This window comes from Neptunicoccus sediminis (assembly GCF_001719615.1).
Taxonomy (GTDB): Bacteria; Pseudomonadota; Alphaproteobacteria; order Rhodobacterales; family Rhodobacteraceae; genus Amylibacter; species Amylibacter sediminis.
Window position 1 is genome coordinate 673636 of the sequence record NZ_MDVX01000001.1, and the last position, 19151, is coordinate 692786.

General features: G+C 57.9%; 20 protein-coding genes. 16 read left to right on the plus strand and 4 right to left on the minus strand.

Features of this window, described 5'->3' with window-relative positions:
- Positions 1 to 18 precede the first annotated feature (18 nt).
- From fabB to preA, 7 genes are all read left to right on the plus strand, one after another.
- The gene (fabB, locus tag BFV97_RS03165) at positions 19 to 1248 is read left to right on the plus strand and encodes a beta-ketoacyl-ACP synthase I (RefSeq protein WP_069298836.1); all 1230 of its coding nucleotides are present in this window, start codon (positions 19 to 21) and stop codon (positions 1246 to 1248) included.
- A 19-nt stretch (positions 1249 to 1267) separates the two neighbouring features.
- Positions 1268 to 2056, plus strand: a complete 789-nt coding sequence (locus tag BFV97_RS03170; RefSeq protein ID WP_069298837.1) for an enoyl-ACP reductase FabI — start codon at positions 1268 to 1270, stop codon at positions 2054 to 2056.
- 182 nt (positions 2057 to 2238) lie between these two features.
- On the plus strand, positions 2239 to 2928 hold the full coding sequence (locus BFV97_RS03175; RefSeq protein WP_069298838.1) for a haloacid dehalogenase type II: 690 nt from the start codon (positions 2239 to 2241) through the stop codon (positions 2926 to 2928).
- Between the two features lie 67 nt (positions 2929 to 2995).
- Positions 2996 to 3976: a threonine ammonia-lyase gene (locus tag BFV97_RS03180; protein ID WP_069298839.1), complete on the plus strand. Its 981-nt coding sequence runs from the start codon at positions 2996 to 2998 to the stop codon at positions 3974 to 3976.
- Positions 3976 to 5190 carry an endonuclease/exonuclease/phosphatase family protein gene (locus BFV97_RS03185; protein ID WP_069298840.1) on the plus strand — a complete coding sequence of 405 codons (1215 nt, stop codon included), beginning with the start codon at positions 3976 to 3978 and terminating at the stop codon, positions 5188 to 5190. The genes BFV97_RS03180 and BFV97_RS03185 overlap by 1 nt, the downstream gene beginning before the upstream one ends.
- Positions 5191 to 5357: 167 nt before the next feature.
- Positions 5358 to 6698 (plus strand): NAD(P)-dependent oxidoreductase, encoded by a 1341-nt coding sequence (locus BFV97_RS03190; RefSeq protein WP_069298841.1) that lies wholly within the window; start codon positions 5358 to 5360, stop codon positions 6696 to 6698.
- 2 nt (positions 6699 to 6700) lie between these two features.
- On the plus strand, positions 6701 to 8005 hold the full coding sequence (gene preA / locus BFV97_RS03195) for an NAD-dependent dihydropyrimidine dehydrogenase subunit PreA (RefSeq protein WP_069298842.1): 1305 nt from the start codon (positions 6701 to 6703) through the stop codon (positions 8003 to 8005).
- A gap of 50 nt (positions 8006 to 8055) precedes the next feature.
- On the opposite strand, the gene BFV97_RS03200 is transcribed toward preA, so the two are convergent.
- The 3 genes from BFV97_RS03200 to BFV97_RS03210 are packed head-to-tail and all read right to left on the minus strand — an operon-like array spanning position 8056 to position 10049.
- Positions 8056 to 8745, minus strand: a complete 690-nt coding sequence (locus BFV97_RS03200; RefSeq protein WP_069298843.1) for a M50 family metallopeptidase — start codon at positions 8743 to 8745, stop codon at positions 8056 to 8058.
- Positions 8735 to 9376 (minus strand): TetR family transcriptional regulator C-terminal domain-containing protein, encoded by a 642-nt coding sequence (locus BFV97_RS03205; RefSeq protein ID WP_069298844.1) that lies wholly within the window; start codon positions 9374 to 9376, stop codon positions 8735 to 8737. Before BFV97_RS03205 ends, BFV97_RS03200 begins: the two co-directional genes overlap by 11 nt.
- A 37-nt stretch (positions 9377 to 9413) precedes the next feature.
- Positions 9414 to 10049, minus strand: coding sequence for a TetR/AcrR family transcriptional regulator (locus tag BFV97_RS03210; protein WP_069298845.1), 636 nt, complete (start codon positions 10047 to 10049; stop codon positions 9414 to 9416).
- Between the two features lie 108 nt (positions 10050 to 10157).
- On the opposite strand from BFV97_RS03210, the gene BFV97_RS03215 reads away from it, so the two are divergent.
- The 8 genes from BFV97_RS03215 (at position 10158) to BFV97_RS03250 (ending at position 17321) form a co-directional block, all read left to right on the plus strand.
- On the plus strand, positions 10158 to 11408 hold the full coding sequence (locus BFV97_RS03215) for a Zn-dependent hydrolase (RefSeq protein WP_069298846.1): 1251 nt from the start codon (positions 10158 to 10160) through the stop codon (positions 11406 to 11408).
- Between the two features lie 167 nt (positions 11409 to 11575).
- Positions 11576 to 13039 (plus strand): dihydropyrimidinase, encoded by a 1464-nt coding sequence (hydA, locus tag BFV97_RS03220; protein ID WP_069298847.1) that lies wholly within the window; start codon positions 11576 to 11578, stop codon positions 13037 to 13039.
- Positions 13040 to 13101: 62 nt separating this feature from the next.
- Positions 13102 to 13509 (plus strand): VOC family protein, encoded by a 408-nt coding sequence (locus tag BFV97_RS03225; protein ID WP_069298848.1) that lies wholly within the window; start codon positions 13102 to 13104, stop codon positions 13507 to 13509.
- A 19-nt stretch (positions 13510 to 13528) separates the two neighbouring features.
- Positions 13529 to 14308 (plus strand): ABC transporter ATP-binding protein, encoded by a 780-nt coding sequence (locus BFV97_RS03230; protein ID WP_069298849.1) that lies wholly within the window; start codon positions 13529 to 13531, stop codon positions 14306 to 14308.
- Positions 14301 to 14591 (plus strand): hypothetical protein, encoded by a 291-nt coding sequence (locus tag BFV97_RS03235; RefSeq protein WP_069298850.1) that lies wholly within the window; start codon positions 14301 to 14303, stop codon positions 14589 to 14591. Before BFV97_RS03230 ends, BFV97_RS03235 begins: the two co-directional genes overlap by 8 nt.
- Positions 14584 to 15459, plus strand: coding sequence for an ABC transporter permease (locus tag BFV97_RS03240; RefSeq protein ID WP_069298851.1), 876 nt, complete (start codon positions 14584 to 14586; stop codon positions 15457 to 15459). The genes BFV97_RS03235 and BFV97_RS03240 overlap by 8 nt, the downstream gene beginning before the upstream one ends.
- Entirely contained in the window at positions 15456 to 16295 is an 840-nt protein-coding gene (locus BFV97_RS03245) for an ABC transporter permease (protein WP_069298852.1), read from the plus strand. Before BFV97_RS03240 ends, BFV97_RS03245 begins: the two co-directional genes overlap by 4 nt.
- A gap of 36 nt (positions 16296 to 16331) precedes the next feature.
- Positions 16332 to 17321, plus strand: coding sequence for an ABC transporter substrate-binding protein (locus BFV97_RS03250; protein WP_069298853.1), 990 nt, complete (start codon positions 16332 to 16334; stop codon positions 17319 to 17321).
- A 301-nt stretch (positions 17322 to 17622) separates the two neighbouring features.
- Here BFV97_RS03250 and BFV97_RS03255 read toward each other — a convergent pair whose 3' ends face one another.
- Positions 17623 to 18144: an isopentenyl-diphosphate Delta-isomerase gene (locus tag BFV97_RS03255; protein ID WP_069298854.1), complete on the minus strand. Its 522-nt coding sequence runs from the start codon at positions 18142 to 18144 to the stop codon at positions 17623 to 17625.
- A 177-nt stretch (positions 18145 to 18321) separates the two neighbouring features.
- On the opposite strand from BFV97_RS03255, the gene fnrL reads away from it, so the two are divergent.
- Positions 18322 to 19044, plus strand: coding sequence for a transcriptional regulator FnrL (gene fnrL, locus BFV97_RS03260; RefSeq protein WP_069299064.1), 723 nt, complete (start codon positions 18322 to 18324; stop codon positions 19042 to 19044).
- Positions 19045 to 19151: the final 107 nt, after the last annotated feature.

A 19151-nucleotide genomic window follows, 5' to 3' on the forward strand; every position in this document is an offset into this window, starting at 1 on the left:
AAGAAACAGGAGAGCACCATGCGTCGCGTAGTAGTCACAGGGCTGGGTATCGTTTCCTCTATCGGGAATAACGCAGAAGAGGTCACGGCCTCTCTCAAAGCGGGGAAGTCGGGCATCGTTGCCGCCCCTGAATACGCTGAACGGGGCTTTCGCAGTCAGGTTCACGGCAAGGTTAATATCGACGTGGCCGAGCATATCGACAAGCGCACCCTGCGCTTTATGGGGCCGGGGTCTGCCTATGCCCATATCGCCTTGCAACAGGCGATTGCCGATGCGGGTCTGGACGAAGACGCAATCTCCAACATCCGCACCGGCCTGATCGCCGGTTCGGGCGGGCCGTCCACCTCGGCCATGTTCACGGCCCATCAGACGGTTCTGGAAAAAGGCTCTCCGAAACGGATCGGGCCTTTTGCAGTGCCAAAATGTATGGGCTCTACTGTTTCTGCAAACCTTGCTACGGCGTTCAAGATCAAAGGGATCAACTATTCGATCACCTCGGCCTGTTCCACATCGCTGCATTGTATCGGATCGGCTTCCGAGCAGATCATGATGGGCAAACAGGACATTATGTTTGCAGGTGGCGGCGAGGAGCTGGACTGGACGCTGTCCTGTCTGTTCGATGCGATGGGGGCGATGTCCTCCAAGTATAACGACACGCCGGAACTGGCCTCTCGTGCGTTTGACGCGGACCGCGACGGGTTCGTGATCGGCGGCGGCGGCGGTATGGTCGTGCTGGAAGACATGGACCACGCTATCGCGCGCGGTGCGAAAATCTACGCCGAAGTGACCGGCTTTGGCGCCACATCGGACGGGCATGACATGGTTGCACCATCCGGAGAAGGCGGAGAGCGGGCCATGCGTCTGGCTGTCAGCACCCTGCCAGAAGGACGCAAGGTCAGCTACATCAACGCACACGGCACCTCTACACCCGTCGGAGACGTGGGTGAGGTCGAGGCCGTGCGCCGTGTCTTTGGCGAAGGCAGCACACCGCCGATCAGTTCCACCAAATCCATGACAGGTCACGCACAAGGTGCCACGGGCGCGATGGAAGCCATTTTCTGCCTGCTGATGCTGGAGCATGATTTTATCACTCCGTCGATCAATGTGGAGAACCTTGATCCGGCCATCAATCCCGGTGAAATCGCGACCGAACTGGTAGAGAACGCGGGGCTGGATACGGTGATGACAAACTCTTTCGGGTTTGGCGGCACCAACGGCTCCATTCTGCTGAGCAAGTATAAAAACTGAGAGTGTTAGGAGCCAGCATATGAGCGGTCCACTTCAAGGAAAGCGCGGTCTCGTCATCGGGGTTGCCAACGACAAATCCATCGCTTGGGGCATCGCCAAAGCCGCAGCGGATGCCGGGGCGGAGCTGGCCTTTACCTATCAGGCGGAAAATCTGGGCCGGCGGGTGATCCCGCTGGCGGAATCTGTCGGCTCTGATCTGGTGGTTCAGGCGGATGTCACGGACGAGGCATCACTGGATGCGCTGTTTGCAACGCTGAAAGAGAAATGGGGCACGTTCGATTTTCTGGTCCATGCGGTTGCCTATTCCGACAAGGACGAACTGACAGGCCGGTTCATCAACACCACACGGGCGAATTTTGCCAACTCGATGGATATTTCCTGCTTCTCGCTGATTGATCTGTCCAAACGGGCCGCACCATTGATGACGGCGGGCGGTACGATCCTGACCCTGACCTTCCAAGGCTCTACCACGGTGATGCCGAACTACAATGTGATGGGTGTTGCCAAGGCCGCGCTGGAAAGTGCTGTGCGGTATCTCGCAAATGATCTGGGGCCGGACGGTATCCGCGTCAATGCGATTTCGCCGGGTCCGATGCGCACGCTGGCGGGTGCTGCCATTGGCGGTGCGCGTAAAACCTACCGCGCGACGGAGGCCAACGCACCTCTGCGCTCTAACGCTACGTTAGAGGCCGTGGGCGGCACTGCTGTTTACCTTGCCTCTGATGCGGGTGCCTTCACATCGGGTGAGATCATCCATGTTGACGGCGGCTATCATGTGATCGGCATGGCCCAGCCGGAAAACCTCTAGGTTTTAGACCAATCCACCGCAGCGGGGTAAATCCTTGCTGCGGGCCGGATCCTTCCGACTTCTATCTCTCTATCCTTTCAACGTGCGTGTAGTCTGGCGGACCAAACGACGCTCTGCGCAGTTGCGAAACGCTTTAACTCGGGCGTGGGACGTGCCAGTCTGGTGCAAAGAGGAGAAACTGAATGCCCATCACCACCGCAGTTTTTGACGCCTATGGAACATTGTTTGATGTGGCCGCCGCAGCCCGAACCGCTGCTGGCGAACCGGGGCGGGACGCGCTGGCCGCCTGTTGGCAAAAACTGGCGAGTGACTGGCGGCTGAAACAGTTGCAGTACACATGGCTGCGTGCTGTTGCGGATGCCCACGGGGATTTCTGGGATGTGACGCAGGACGGGCTGGACTGGGCGCTGGAGAATAACAACCTGCACGGCGATGCCGAACTGCGCGAACGCCTGTTGCAGCTTTACTGGGAACTGGCCGCCTATCCAGAGGTGCCGGCCATGCTGGCACAGTTGAAAGAAGCGGGGCTTAACACGGCAATCCTGTCCAACGGATCGCCAAAGATGCTGGACGGGGCTGTGCAATCTGCGGGGATCGGAGACTTGCTTGACGATGTGCTGTCAGTGGAATCTGTCGGCATCTTCAAACCTCATAAATGGGTCTATGATCTGGTCGGCAAGCGGTTCGGCACCTCGCCGGATCAGGTGTTGTTCGTGTCCTCCAACGGCTGGGATGCGGCCAGTGCCACGGGTTACGGGTTTTACACCACATGGGTGAACCGCGCGGGAGAGCCTGTGGACCGGATGCCGTGGACACCGCAGCAGGTCTTGTCCGATCTGACAACGATCCCCGAAATCGCTGCGCAAAACTAGGCGTTTCAAAGCGGGCTGATCCCCCGTAGAAAGGCGAAAATCCCTCCCATTCAAGAACGGAACCCCGATGTCTACGATTCAAATGCTCAAAGCCGCTGAAAAACGCCTCAAGGGTCATGCGCGGCGCACGCCGATGCTGACCTCTCCGTTTCTGGATGACATCGCGGGGCGGCGGGTGCTGGTCAAGGCAGAGTGTCTGCAACACACCGGATCGTTCAAATACCGTGGCGCTTGGTCGGCCATTTCCGCCCTGCCCAAAGAGGTGCGGAAAAACGGGGTAATCGCCTTCTCGTCGGGCAATCACGCACAGGGCGTGGCGCTGGCTGCGGCACAGCACAAGATCAAGGCCGTGATCGTGATGCCGTCGGACGCGCCCAAGATCAAGATTGAGAACACCAAGGCGCTGGGGGCAAAGGTGGTGTTTTATGACCGCGAAACCGAAAGCCGCGAGGAAGCCGCCGAGAAAGCCAACGCGGACGGATCGCTGACCCTGATCAAACCGTTCGACGATCCCGAAGTTATCGCAGGGCAGGGCAGCACCGGCATTGAAATTGTCTTTCAGGCCAAAGACCTCAAAGTGCGCGATGCAGAAGTTCTGGTGCCCACAGGGGGCGGCGGTCTGGCCTCTGGCATTGCCCTTGCCCTGAAGGAATACGCCCAATTGCTGCGGGTGCGCACCTGCGAGCCGCAGAATTTCGACGATTATGCCCACTCTTTGCGGGCCGGTCGCCCTGTGGTGAACAAACGTCTGTCCGGTTCGTTGTGCGATGCAATCATCACCCCGACACCGGGTCTGTTGACCTTTCCGATCCTGAACCGTCTGGCCGGTCCGGGCATGGTTGTAAGCGAAGATGAATGTCTGCACGCAATGGCTCTGGCCTTTCACCGTTTGCGCATTGTGCTGGAGCCGGGTGGCGCTGCGGGGCTTGCAGCCGCATTGTTTCACGGCGATGAAATTGACGGAGACGCGGTGATAGCTGTCGCCACCGGCGGTAACGTGGACAAAGAGGTTTTTGAAATGGCCCTCGCAAAATACGGAGACATCTGATGCGCTATCCTGATCCCGCGAACGATTTTACCATTGCCAGTTTCAATGTGAAAAACCTGATCGGGCCGGATCAGGAGTATTACCGTTTTGAAAGCTACACGCCGGAAGAATACGCGTGGAAAGAGGATTGGCTGGCAGATCAGCTGCTAACCATGAATGCGGATATTGTCGGGTTTCAGGAAATCTTTGACCGCGCTTCTCTGTCCGCAGTTGTACGCGAAACAAACGAGAGGGGCGCTGCAGCCAACGCGGATGTGATCCCAAGCCGTGACAAGCGGTATCATCGCAAGGCGATCTTCAAAAAACTGAAATATGAGGGTTATGACAGCAACAGCATCTTCTTTGCCCCCAATGTGTTCGATGGAGAGCCGGGCAACCGCCGCCCCGGTCTGGCGATGCTGTCCCGTTTCGGGTTTGATGATGAACCCCAGATCGTACAGGAACTGCCGGTTCCCCTGACCATCGACTTTCCCCACATCGGCGGCGGCGAGGCGGGGCAATACACGCTGACCAAGATGTCCCGCCCTGTGATCAAGGCGCGCATTCCGGTGAACGGACAGGTCATCACCGTGTTCAACTGCCATCTGAAATCCAAACTGGGAGAGTACATCCGCCCCGAAGGTGCGCCCTTTGCGCCCGAAGCTAACCTGCTGAACTATGATCCGGTAGGCCGCGCCGTGGGTGAGTTGCGTTCCATGTTGCGCCGCACTGCCGAGGCTGCGGTGCTGCGGGAAATGATTGTGGCAGAGTTAAAGGCGGATCATCCGGTCTTTGTGCTTGGCGATATGAACGATGGCGATCATGCGGTGTCATCCGCGGTGATCACCGGAGAGCGGCCCTTCAAGAACTACGCATGGATGCGCCGCCATGATGCAGAGCGGCGGAATGACCGCTATACCGATGAAGAAAATATCCAGATCACCGAAGCGATTGAATCCATGCGCCTGACCAGTGCGGAAAAGCTGTTCGTGCGCAAATCCCTGCGGGATATGGTCTATACTTCGGCTTTTGGCGGCGTGTTTGAAAGCATCGACCAGATCCTGATGTCCCGCCATTTCAACCCCGAAAACCCCGATGCGATTGGCGGGATGGAGTATTTTTCCGTCTTTAACGACCATCTAACAGACGGCAGCCATTCAGAGGCCCCCTACAATAAGCTGGCCTCTGATCATGGGCAGATCATGGCCCATATGCGGTTGAAGGAACGGGCTTGATCGGCGCTAACGCGTTGTTAATAATCGGGAAAGATATACACTTAAGAGGCGGGCTCGGGTTTTTCCTTTGCCCGTTTTTTCAGCGTTATTTGAAAATTTTACCAATTGATAAATAAAAAGACCTGTGCAAGGGTTTGACTCTACCGAAGTTTTAACAGGGACTAGGCATGGGAAACTCTCCACATACGGATGGAATTGTTGCGGGCCGCATTAGCGCGGACGCCGTGGCGGACAATTTCAGCGATTTGCATCCGCCACTTGATGATCACGAAGCACTGGTGGCGGCGGACCGCTGTTATTTCTGCTATGACGCGCCCTGCCAGACGGCCTGTCCAACGTCGATTGATATTCCGTTGTTCATTCGTCAGATCGCAACCGGCACCGCGGAATCCGCCGCCGAAACCATCTTCGAGCAAAACATTTTGGGAGGAATGTGCGCGCGGGTCTGTCCGACAGAGACGCTCTGTGAAGAGGTTTGCGTGCGAGAGGTGGCCGAAGGCAAGCCGGTCCTGATCGGCCAGTTGCAACGCTATGCCACCGACACGGTGATGGCGCAGGGCAAGCACCCGTTCACCCGTGCAGCCCCAACCGGAAAATCCGTCGCTGTCGTTGGCGCTGGTCCGGCCGGTCTGTCTGCGGCACACCGTCTGGCGATGCTGGGCCATGATGTGGTGATGTATGACGCACGCCCGAAAGGGGGTGGTCTGAACGAATACGGCATCGCGGCCTATAAATCTGTCGAAGGCTTCGCACAGGCCGAAGTGGACTGGCTGTTGCAAATCGGCGGCATCGAAATCCGCTATGAACAAAAGCTGGGAGAGGCCGTCACGCTGGAAACCTTGCAAGATCGACACGATGCGGTGTTCCTCGGGGTCGGTCTGGGCGGTGTGAACGCACTGCGGGCCGAAGGTGAAGACAAGGTAGGCGTGCGCGATGCGGTGGATTTCATCGCGGAATTGCGGCAGGCGGATGATCTGACCAAACTGCCAGTGGGACGCCGCGTGGTGGTGATAGGTGGCGGGATGACGGCCATTGATGCTGCTGTGCAATCCAAGCTGCTCGGCGCACAGGACGTAACCGTAGCCTATCGCCGCGACAAATCCGCGATGGGCGCGTCGGAGTTTGAACAGGTGCTCGCCACCAGTCACGGCGTGCGGATCGAATTTAACGCCCAGCCTGTCCGTGTCTTGGGCAATGGCAAGGTGACAGGCGTGGAATTTGCCCGCACCACCAGTGCAGGCGGTGAACTGGCCCCGACGGGTGAGACTTTTGAAATTCCGGCGGATCAGGTGTTCAAGGCCATTGGCCAGACCCTGACTACAGATGCAGGGCTGAGCGTTGAACGGGGCAAGATTGCGGTGAATGAAACGGGGCGGACCTCTGTGTCCGGTGTCTGGGCTGGCGGCGATTGTGCCAGTGGTGGCGACGATCTGACAGTGACCGCCGTAGCGGAGGGCCGCGATGCGGCAATGGATATTCACGCAACACTTATGGGAGAGGGAGCGTAACAATGGCTGATCTGAGACGCGAATTTGTAGGCATTAAATCCCCGAACCCGTTCTGGCTGGCCTCGGCCCCGCCCACGGATAAGGAATACAACGTCCGCCGCGCCTATGAGGCAGGTTGGGGCGGCGTGGTCTGGAAGACGCTGGGCGAAGAAGGCCCGCCGGTGGTCAATGTAAACGGCCCCCGCTACGGCGCGATATTCGGGGCAGACCGGCGCTTGCTGGGCCTGAACAACATCGAGTTGATTACCGACCGCCCCTTGCAGCAGAACCTGCGGGAGATCAAAGCGGTGAAGCGGGATTATCCCGACCGCGCGCTGGTTGTGTCCCTTATGGTCCCTTGTGAGGAAGAGGCGTGGAAGGCCATCCTGCCCGTAGTGGAAGAAACCGGCGCGGACGGGATCGAGCTGAACTTCGGCTGTCCGCATGGGATGGCCGAGCGGGGCATGGGCTCTGCCGTGGGGCAGGTGCCGGAATATATCGAAATGGTCACACGCTGGTGCAAGCAGAACACGCGCATGCCCGTAATCGTGAAGCTGACCCCCAACATCACCGATGTACGCTATCCTGCACAGGCGGCGAAACGGGGCGGGGCGGATGCGGTCAGCCTGATCAACACGATCAATTCGATCACCAGCGTCAATCTGGACAATTTCGCGCCGGAACCAACCATCGACGGCAAGGGCTCTCATGGTGGGTATTGCGGTCCGGCGGTGAAGCCGATTGCAATGAATATGGTTGCTGAAATCGCCCGCAGCCCTGAAACCGCCGGTCTGCCTATGTCCGGTATTGGCGGCATCACCACATGGCGCGATGCGGCGGAGTTTATGTCGCTTGGCTGTGGCAATGTGCAGGTCTGTACCGCAGCGATGACCTACGGGTTTAAGGTCGTGCAGGAAATGATCAGCGGCCTTGGCCAGTGGATGGATGAAAAGGGCCACAGCAGCATTGACGATTTCGTCGGCCGTGCGGTGCCCAATGTGCGGGACTGGCAGCATCTGAACCTGAACCATGTGACTAAGGCGCGGATCAGTCAGGACGATTGCATCAAATGCGGCCGTTGCTATGCGGCCTGCGAAGACACCTCCCATCAGGCGATTTCCATGTCGGCGGATCGCGTGTTCGAGGTGATGGACGATGAATGCGTAGCCTGTAATCTCTGCGTGAATGTCTGCCCCGTTGAAGGTTGCATCACGATGGAGACACTGGAACCGGGTATGGTGGATGAGCGCACGGGGCAGGTTGTGTCGGGCGAGCATGGCGACTGGACCACACATCCCAACAACCCGAGCGTTGTCGCTGCCGAGTAAGGATCGAGTATTTAGCAGAACATTGAAGCGGGGTGCCTTGGCGCCCCGTTTTATTTTGTCAGGGCGATGTTGCTGGGGCTGCGCAAGGCGTAGCGGAACACGAGGAAAATGCACCAGAGACTGATCCCGAGCCAGAGCGCGCCCCACAGGACCGTAGCACCACCAAATTCCTCGGCCAGCATGCGGGCATCCGAACGAGCCGCAGCGCCGCGGATGGTATCGGCGAAAATATCATAAGGCACATAGATCATGCTGGTGGCCCCGATCAGTCGCAACAGAAAGTCACTGATGGCAGGGCGCAGCCAATAGGCCACCGAGAGGAGTGCCGCGGAAGTTCCGAGACCAAATCCCAGCGCAAACAGGCTGCGGACGTAAAAGAGGGTGATGCCAGCGATCACGGCGCCGAGTGCGCCAAGGCTCCAGCGGTCCCAACGGGTGCGCACTGCCAGCAGGAACAGCGCCGCGCCGATCAGAAGGGACCCGAGGTATCCGGCGGAGAGGGTCATAAAACGGCTGCCGCCTCGGCTGAGAACATGGCCCGATTCATTGGCGTTGATTACGAACTCTACGACCGTGCCACCCGTGAGGATCGTCGCAGCGGCGTGGGCGGATTCGTGAAAGAAAACCGTGAGCAATCGCAAGGGTAACAGCGCGGGCGTGCGCCAGAAAGCAAAGACCAGCGCCACCAGCAGCAACAATTGCCAGTGGTCGCGCAGGAAGGCAGCTGCCCTAGACGTCATGATCCAAGCGCGGTGTCAGCATGCCGCGAAACAGATGGTCGAGATGGGTCTGTGCCGCTGTAAAACGGTCCTCACCCGCGTGCCCCAGCACCGCCTGCACCTGCACATCGAAATCCGCATAGTGTTGCGTGGTGGACCAGATGGAGAAAATCAGGTGATGCGGATCAAGCGGCGCGATTTTGCCGGCGTCGATCCAGCTTTGGATCAGGCGGCATTTTTCATCCGTCAGGGACTTTAGCGGGCCTTGCAGCTCTGCGATGATGTTGGGTGCGCCTTGCAGGATTTCGTTGGCGAACAGGCGGCTTTCGCGGGGATAGTCCCGCGACATTTCCAGCTTGCGGGTTACATAGGCGCAGATCTCGTCTACCGGATTATCGCTCTCACCCAGATGTTCCAGCGGTTCCAGCCATGTATGCAGCAAACGGTCCAGCAACACGCGGTGGATCGCTTCCTTGCCGTCGAAATAATACAGGATATTCGGCTTGGACAGACCCGCCTGCGCTGCGATCTGGTCGATGGTCGAGCCGCGAAAGCCGTAGGTGGAAAAGACCTCTAGCGCTGCATCGAGGATCTGCCGTGTTTTCTGGCGCTGGATTCGGGTGTTGCCCTTGGTGGAAGCTGCGCGTGCCATAGTCTAATGCCTTGTGTCTTTGAAAGCGGGGGCAGGGTCAGATCGTGACCCCGATCCCTTTGAGGATAATCTGTTTGACCGACGCTTTTGCCACCTGCCATTCCGCATCCGACAGTGCAGCGTTGCGGTTCAGGGTTTTAATCTGGTGGCCGAAATCGGCGTAATGTTGCGTTGTGGCCCAGATCATATAAAGCAGGTGGCGCGGGCTGATCGGGTCCATCAATCCGGCCTCGATCCATGCGTCGATGGCTTTGATCCGTGAATCCGTCCATTCCACCAACGTGGTTTCAAGGTAATCCTGAATGATCGGCGCACCGTGCATCACCTCGGATGCCCAGACTTTGGAGCCTGCCGGACGGGTGCGGCTGATCTCCATTTTTGCCTCGATATAAGCACCGATTCCTTCGGCGGGCCCGTCTGCGACTTCAAAGCTTCCGGCGGCTTGCAACCAGACATCAAAAATGTTGGACACCACCTGCCGGTAGAGTTCTTCTTTCGTTGAGAAATAATAATGCACATTGGCTTTGGGCAGGTCTGCTGCATCCGCGATCAACTGCATTGTAGCACCGCCAAACCCTTCCTCTGCAAAGATTTTCTCTGCTGCCTGCAAAATAACCACTTCTTTCTCGCGGCGCTTATTTTGCTTGCGGACAGGGGCAGTATCTGGGTTCATTCAAAGCACTTTCAGAAAATTCTTGACCGAATGGTCAGGGTGCATTCATAGTCCTGACCATATGGTCAGAAAAAGACCAACGCAAGATGCATGACAGGGAGAAGACTCATGGCGGCACCAGCAAGCAACCTTAGGATCAACGCCGACCGTCTGTGGGACAGTCTGATGGAGATGGCCAAGATCGGCCCTGGCGTTGCGGGCGGGAACAACCGGCAAACCCTGACGGACGAGGATGGCGAAGGCCGCGCCCTGTTCCAGAAATGGTGCGAAGAGGCGGGCTGTAGTATGGGGCTCGACACGATGGGCAATATGTTCGCCCGGTTTGAAGGCACTGATCCAGATGCGCTGCCGGTCTATGTGGGATCGCACCTTGATACCCAACCCACGGGCGGCAAATACGATGGCATCCTCGGGGTGCTCGGCGGTTTGGAGATCCTGCGCTCGATGAATGATTTGGGCGTGAAGACGAAGCATCCGATTGTGGTGACGAACTGGACCAATGAGGAAGGCACGCGCTTTGCCCCGGCGATGCTGGCTTCCGGCGTTTTTGCCGGAATGCACTCGCAGGAGTGGGCTTACGACCGCGAAGACGCCGAAGGTCTGAAGTTCGGGGACGAGCTGGCGCGGATCGGCTGGAAGGGCGACGAGCCTGTGGGCGAACGCAAGATGCACGCATTTTTCGAGTTGCACATCGAACAGGGGCCGATTCTGGAAGCGGAAGGCAAGGACATCGGTGTTGTCACCCACGGGCAGGGTCTGTCCTGGACGCAAGTGACCGTCACCGGCAAGGACGCCCATACCGGCAGCACGCCGATGCCCATGCGCAAAAACGCAGGTCTTGGCATGGCGCGGATGCTGGAAAAGGTTGAAGAAATCGCATGGTCCCACAAACCCGATGCGGTGGGCGCGGCAGGGCATATCGACGTTTACCCCAACTCGCGCAATGTGATTCCGGGCAAGGTTGTGTTCACGGTCGATTTCCGCTCCCCGCAGCTTGATGTGATCGAAGATATGGAGAGCCGCTTTAAGGCAGCAGCGCAGAAAATTGCCGACGATATGGGACTGGGTGTAGAGTTCGAAAAGGTCGGCGGTTTTGATCCGGTGGAATTTGACGAAGGCTGCGTCACAGCCGTGCGCAACGCGGCGGAACGGCTCGGCTATTCCCACCGCAACATCGTATCCGGTGCGGGGCATGACGCCTGCTGGATCAACCGCATGGCCCCGACTGCGATGGTGATGTGCCCCTGTGTAGACGGGCTGAGCCATAACGAAGCGGAAGAGATTTCCAAGGAATGGGCCGCAGCCGGTGCCGATGTTCTGATGCACGCGGTGCTGGAGACCGCGGAGGTTCAGGGGTGATTGACATCCTCTCCGTAAAGTCCGGATGCAGGGTCCGAAAAGGGAAAGACTGACGAAACGAAGCAAACACTCCGCATTGGCGGGATATTTCGGGTCAAACCCGGTGTGTCCGCGCTTTTGGTGCCGGCAAGGGGCTGGCGCGAGGTGGAAAAACAGGGAGATAACACATGACAACCAAAGTCATCAAAGGCGGAACGGTTTGCACGGCGGATCGGGCTTGGAAAGCGGATGTTCTGATCGAAGGGGAAACGATCAAGCAAATCGGTGAAGACCTGAAGGGCGATGAATATATTGACGCCGAAGGCGCCTATGTCATTCCGGGCGGGATTGATCCCCACACCCATCTTGAAATGCCCTTTATGGGGACCACCGCCGCAGAAACCTTTGAATCCGGCACATGGGCGGCGGCGGCAGGGGGCACCACCATGCTGGTAGATTTCTGCCTGCCAGGTGAGGACGGCTCTATCGTCAACGGTATCAAGGAATGGCACCGCAAATCCGCACCGCAGATTTGTTCGGACATCGGCTACCACATGGCGGTGACAGGCTGGAACGAGCAGATATTCGAGGAGATGAAAACCGCCGTGGATATGGGCGTGAACTCTTTCAAACACTTTATGGCCTATAAAGGCGCGCTGATGATCGAGGATGACGAGATGTTCGCCTCTTTCCAGCGCTGCAAGGAACTCGGCGCGCTGCCGATGGTCCATGCGGAAAACGGTGATCTGGTGGCGATCCTGCAAGAGAAATACATGAACGAAGGGATCACCGGCCCCGAAGGTCACGCCTATTCCCGTCCGCCCGAACTGGAAGGCGAAGCCGCCAACCGCGCGATCACCATTGCGGATGCTGCAGGCGTGCCGCTGTATATCGTGCATGTGTCTTGCGAGCAGGCCCACGAGGCGATCCGCCGTGCCCGTCAGAAGGGCATGCGTGTCTACGGAGAGCCGCTGATCCAGTTCCTGACGCTGGATGAGAGCGAATATTTCAACAAGGACTGGGACCACGCCGCCCGCCGTGTCATGTCACCGCCCTTCCGCAACAAGAAACATCAGGACAGTCTCTGGGCCGGTCTGCAAGCGGGTTCATTGCAAGTGGTCGCGACCGATCACGCCGCCTTTAACACCGAACAGAAACGCGCAGGGCGGGATGATTTCCGGATCATTCCGAACGGGTCTAACGGGCTGGAGGAACGTCTTGCCGTGCTCTGGACCGAAGGGGTGGAAACAGGCCGCCTGACACCGCAGGAATTTGTCGCGGCAACCTCGACCAATGTGGCGAAGATCCTCAACATCTATCCCAAAAAGGGCGCGATTGTTGAAGGGGCGGATGCCGATATTGTTGTCTGGGATCCGAAAATTTCCAAAACGATCTCACCCAGCAACCATCATTCCGTGCTGGATTATAACGTGTTTGAGGGGTTCGAGGTCACAGCTAACGCCCGCTACACCCTCAGCCGTGGGGATGTGATCTGGGCTTGGGGCAAGAACTCCCAGCCGCAACCGGGTCGGGGCCGCTTCGTGCCGCGTCCGGCTTTCCCGTCGGCCCATACCGCCCTGTCGAAGTGGAAGGAACTGAATTCCCCCCGCAAGATAGAGCGGGATCCGATGAACATTCCGGCAGGGATTTAAGACATGCGCCGCGCCCGTTTTGCTGATCCTCAGAGGCGCGGGCCACAGTGCCGGGGGCGATCATGACCCCCGATGCAATACTGGAAACCGCGCTCTACGCCCGCGATCTGGATGCGGCTGCCGCGTTCTACAGCGAAGTTTTCGGACTGGAAGAAGTGCTGCGGGTCGAGGGGCGGCATGTGTTTTTCGGCTGCGGGCCGGGCATGTTGCTGATCTTCAACCCCGAAGCCACAAAACAGGCGTCCGGCGGTCTGCCCGTGCCAACCCACGGTGCAGAAGGGCAGGGACACATGTGCTTTCGCGCCAGCGGTGCGGATATGGACCGCTGGGCTGAGCATCTTTCAAAATTGAACATTGCCATTGAAGCGGATTTCCAATGGCCAAACGGCGCACGTTCTATCTACGTCAGAGATCCGGCAGGGAATTCGGTCGAAATATCAGAGCCTAAACTCTGGAATCGGCCCACTTGATAAAAACAGAAAGCAGGGAATGAACGACACTGTAATTTCGGCAGAAAACCTCAGCCTTACGTTTGAGACCAACGACGGACCGGTCCACGCGCTCAAGGATATAAATCTTGATATCGCCAAGGGTGAATTTGTCTCTTTCATCGGACCTTCGGGCTGCGGAAAAACCACTTTCCTGCGCTGCATGGCCGATCTGGAGACCCCCACGGGCGGCGAAATCACGGTGAATGGCGTCACCCCCCGCGAGGCCCGCAAATCCCGCGCTTATGGTTATGTGTTTCAGGCGGCTGGGCTATACCCGTGGCGCACTATCGGCGGGAATATCCGCCTGCCGCTGGAAATCATGGGGTATTCCAAAGAGGATCAGGCCAGACGGGTGCAGCAGGTGCTCGAACTGGTGGAACTCGACGGATTTGATCGCAAGTTTCCGTGGCAATTGTCCGGCGGGATGCAACAACGGGCCTCTATCGCCCGCGCGCTGGCCTTTGATGCCGATATTTTGCTAATGGACGAACCCTTCGGGGCGCTCGATGAAATTGTGCGGGACCACCTGAACGAACAACTCCTTGACCTCTGGGCGCGCACGGAAAAAACCATCGGTTTCGTGACCCACTCCATCCCCGAAGCGGTCTATCTCTCTACCAAGATCGTTGTGATGTCTCCGCGTCCGGGACGGATTGCCGATGTCATCGACAGCCCGCTACCCAAAGAACGCCCCCTTGAAATCCGCGACACGCCGGAGTTCATAGAGATCGCCCATCGTGTTCGGGACGGGCTGAGGGAAGGGCATGCGGATGGGTAAAAACCTGTTTTCACCTATCACGCCCGCCGCTGACAGGGACGCGCGACCTCTCTTTGCGCGCGCCCCTGCGATTTTGACACTTTTGCCCTATAGGGAGGGTAAAGCGGCTTCAACGTTCACGGCCATCGGCTCTCCAGCCTGTACCGCAGAATCATTTTGCGACAGAAATGGTTTCAATGTTCTTAAAATACTCAAAGAAAATTTCGCGGGCCTTGGCCGCAGAACGCCTCCGGCGGGAGTATTTGGCGGAACATTGAAGCGGGAGGGCGTTTGCGATGCGTAACGTTCTGCCTGTTCTCACGGTCGTACTGGCGCTTTTTGCGCTCTGGTATGGCGGGGCTGTACTGCTCAACAAAAACTGGTCCTATGACAAGGCGCAACGTGCGGGTGTCGAACTGTCGTTCAGCGAGATGGTCAAGGATACGATGACGCAGGAGAAGCCGCGTCTGCCGCCGCCCCATCAGGTGGGTGCGGAGTTGTGGAAGACTACGGGGGCAATGGTGCAGCGGGGGCGGGCGTTCAGCAAACGCTCGCTGATTTATCACGGCTGGATCACCCTGTCCTCTACTGTGCTTGGCTTTGTTTTTGGCACCGGTCTGGGAATTTTGCTGGCCATTGGCATCGTGCATAACCGCGCGATGGATAAATCTGTGATGCCGTGGATCATTGCCAGCCAGACCATCCCGATTCTGGCGATTGCGCCAATGATCGTGGTGGTTCTGGCCAGTGCGCAGGTGGATGACTTGATCGCCAAGGGTGTGATTTCCATGTATCTTTCCTTCTTCCCTGTGGTGGTTGGCATGGTGAAGGGGCTGCGCTCGCCCGATCATATGCAGATGGATCAGATGCGGACGTGGAATGCCTCGCGCGGGCAGACCTTTTGGAAGTTGCGGCTTCCGGCTTCGGCCCCCTATCTTTTTGCCTCGCTTAAGGTGGGGATTGCGGCGAGCCTGATTGGTGCGGTGGTGGCTGAACTGTCGCTGTCGCAGGACGGCGGACTTGGTGCGCGGATGCTGGTGGGCAGTTATTACGGTCAGACCATACAAATCTGGTCGGCGCTGATCGCGGCGGCAACGCTGGCGGCGCTTATGGTGGCCCTGATCGGGCTGATCCAGACGGTGACACTGAAACGGATGGGGATGGCGCAATGATCTGGATTGTAAGCGTATTGGTGTTTTGGGGGGCTGCATGGTGGGTGAATGTTATCCTGACCGCGCAAAAACCGAACCGTTTTAACAGTTTCGCTGTGCCAGCCTTGTTTGGCATCACGCTGTTGCTGCTGTGGGAAGGCATGGTGCGCGGGTTCGGGATCAATCCGGTGCTGCTGCCACCGCCCTCGGCCATTGCGGTGACGTTCTCGGAAAACCTGCCGGTGCTTTGGGGTGATTTTGTGCAAACATTCGTCAAAGGTGCGCTGTCCGGTTACATCATCGGCTGCGGAGCGGCGATTTTGGTGGCGGTTGCGGTGGACCGCAGCCCGTTTTTGCAACGGGGCTTGCTGCCGGTCGGAAATTTTGTGGCCGCCCTGCCGATTATCGGGCTGGCGCCGATTATGGTGATGTGGTTCGGGTTTGACTGGCAGTCCAAAGCGGCGGTGGTTGTGGCGATGGTGTTCTTCCCTGTTCTGGTGAACACGGTGCAGGGGTTGCAGGCGTCGGACGCCATGCAGCGGGATCTGATGCGCACCTATGCGGCGAGCTATCCGCAAGCCCTGATGAAGCTTCGCCTGCCCGCAGCCATGCCGTTTATTTTCAACGGTTTGAAGATCGCCACCACGCTGGCCCTGATCGGGGCGATTGTGGCGGAGTTCTTCGGTTCTCCGATCCGCGGCATGGGCTTTCGCATCTCGACAGAAGTGGGACGTCTGGCGCTGGATATGGTTTGGGCCGAAATCACCGTCGCGGCGATTGCAGGGTCGGCCTTTTACGGTTTGGTCGCCCTGCTGGAAAAAGGAGTCACCTTCTGGCACCCTTCACAGAGAGGGTAGAAATAATAAAAACGAATCAACAAGGAGAGAGAGAAAATGAAAAAAATAGTAACAACTGCACTGGCCGGTGCGATGGCGCTGGGCGCGTCTTTGGCACAGGCTGCCGATGATGTAACGTTGCAACTGAAATGGGTCACGCAGGCCCAGTTTGCCGGATATTATGTGGCGCAGGACAAAGGGTTTTACGAAGAAGAAGACCTGAATGTCACCATCAAACCGGGCGGCCCTGATATTGCCCCTGCACAGGTGATTGCCGGTGGCGGTGCCGATGTGGTTCTGGACTGGATGCCGTCGGCGCTGGCATCCCGAGAGAAGGGGCTTGATCTGGTGAATATTGCCCAGCCATTCAAATCCTCCGGCATGATGCTGACCTGCCGCAAGGATGCGGGTGTGTCCTCGCCGGATGATTTTCCGGGCAAGACGCTGGGGGTCTGGTTCTTTGGCAATGAATATCCGTTTCTCAGCTGGATGAGCAAACTCGGCCTGAAAACGGACGGTACGGACGGTGGCGTGACGGTGCTCAAGCAGGGGTTCAACGTGGACCCGCTGTTGCAAAAACAGGCCGCATGTGTGTCCACCATGACCTATAACGAATACTGGCAGGTCATTGATGCTGGTCTGACACCCGAAGAACTGGTCGTGTTCAAATACGAAGATCAGGGCGTGGCGACGCTGGAAGACGGGATGTATGTTCTGGGTGAAAACCTGAAGGACGAGGCGTTCAAGGACAAGATGGTGCGTTTCGTGCGGGCCTCCATGAAGGGCTGGAAGTATGCCGAGGAAAATCCGGACGAGGCGGCAATGATCGTTCTGGACAATGATGCGACCGGTGCACAGACCGAGAAGCACCAGAAGCGGATGATGTCCGAAGTGGCCAAACTGACAGCGGGTTCAAACGGGGCGCTGGATGAGGCGGATTACCGTCGGACCGTGGACAGCCTCCTGACAGCCGGTTCCGATCCGGTGATCACGAAAGAGCCTGAAGGCGCTTACACTCTGGAAATCACCGACGCTGCTTTGAACTAAGCAAAGACCGTTGAAACTGGCCGCGCCGCAGGGAAGCCTGCGGCGCGGTTTTTTTGTGCGTGGGGCGTGTCGGGGGGGGCTTTTCGAGGGGTTCGTTAAGAAAGATTGCGAAACCCTTAACCTTGAAGCTTCATATATGAAGCGTCGTATATGAAGCTTCATATATGCAGTATGTTAAATCAGTTTTCGCTTTGTCATCAGTGGCCTGGCCTGTCAGGGACTCTCTTTTTCACGGCACGGCAGGGTCAGGCGAACCGGACGTCACCTTTTCGACTCTATGCGGAAAGTTAACAAATCGCGCCTATATCGCAGCGGTAATCCAGTCCCGATGATCCCGCATATAGACCCGCAGCCAAGGTGTGAACCGCTCTGGCGTTTCCCTGATTTCCTGCGCCAGCGTGTCAAATCCGATCCAGCGCACGGCCTGAACCTCATCCGGATTAAGCGCCATTGCTATGTCCGGCGTCACACAAGCGGTGTAAATATCCACGACCTCATGCTCGGTCAGGCCGCCGCCCACATCCGCGCGGTATTCAACGGTTTGACCGAATTGCAGATCGCAACCCGTAATGCCCAGTTCTTCCTCCAGACGCCGTCCGGCGCAGGTCAGGCTGGCTTCCTGCCAATGGGGATGGGTGCAGACCGTATTGGCCCATAAATCCGGCGTGTGGTATTTGTGAGAGGCCCGTTGCTGGATCAGCGTCTTGTCGCCCGCCAGCAAAAACACCGAGATCGCGGGGTGTTTCAGCCCGCGCCGGTGTACGTCCAGTTTGTCCAGCGGTGTCAGAACCCCGTTGTCCCAAGCGGGTATAAGTTGCGTCATGATTCACTTCCACGTTTTGCGATCCTTTGGGGGATCGCGGGTCGCTCTGCAAGGGGGCGCGCGGTCGCGCCTGTGGCACTTTGTACGCGCGGTGCGGCGTTCTGCCAGCATATCTTCCCGGACCGCTTCGGTATAAGCCGGTTGCTTCTGTTAACAATCTGGTGTGGTCTGTGCGATATGAATGCTCTTGTGCTTTCCAATATAAAATGCGGCGAATGCCCGATCCGGCATCGCGCTGTGTGTTCCCGCTGTGAAGGTGCGGACCTTGATATTCTTGAGAAGATCAAGGTGTACCGCAGTTTCAAAGCCGGCGAGCAGATCCTGTGGCGTGGTGAGGCGATGGATTTCGTCGCGTCGGTGGTTCACGGTGTCGCGACCCTTGGCAAAACGCTTGAGGACGGGCGCACCCAGATGGTTGGCCTGCTGCTGCCGTCGGACTTTATCGGGCGGCCCGGACGGGATCGTGTGGAGTTCGACGTGGTTGCAGCTTCGGATGTGACCCTGTGCTGCTTTGAGCGGAAACCGTTCGAGAACCTGCTATCGGTGACACCCGATCTGTCCAAGCGGCTGGTGGAAATCGCGCTCGACGAACTGGATGCGGCGCGGGACTGGATGCTGCTTTTGGGCCGCAAGACCGCACGCGAGAAAATCGCGACCTTCATCGACATGCTGATCCGGCGGAGCAGTGTGGAAGGTTTGACCGCACCGCATGATGCGCTTGTTCTGCCGCTCAGCCGTGAGGAAATCGCCAACTATCTTGGTCTGACGCTGGAAACGGTCAGCCGCCAGCTTTCTGCGCTAAAGGCACAGGGTATCCTGCGGTTCAACGACCGTCGCAGTTTTACAGTGCTCAGCCCCGATGCCCTGCATGACATCACAGGGAATGACTGTCTGCATTAACCCTGCAATGCAACGATAACGGGCGGAAAGAAAAAGCAAACCTTTCCGGCAAACTTGACCCAGATCAAGGAATCGCCCCGCAAACCCGCCTATCCCTACACTTGCGA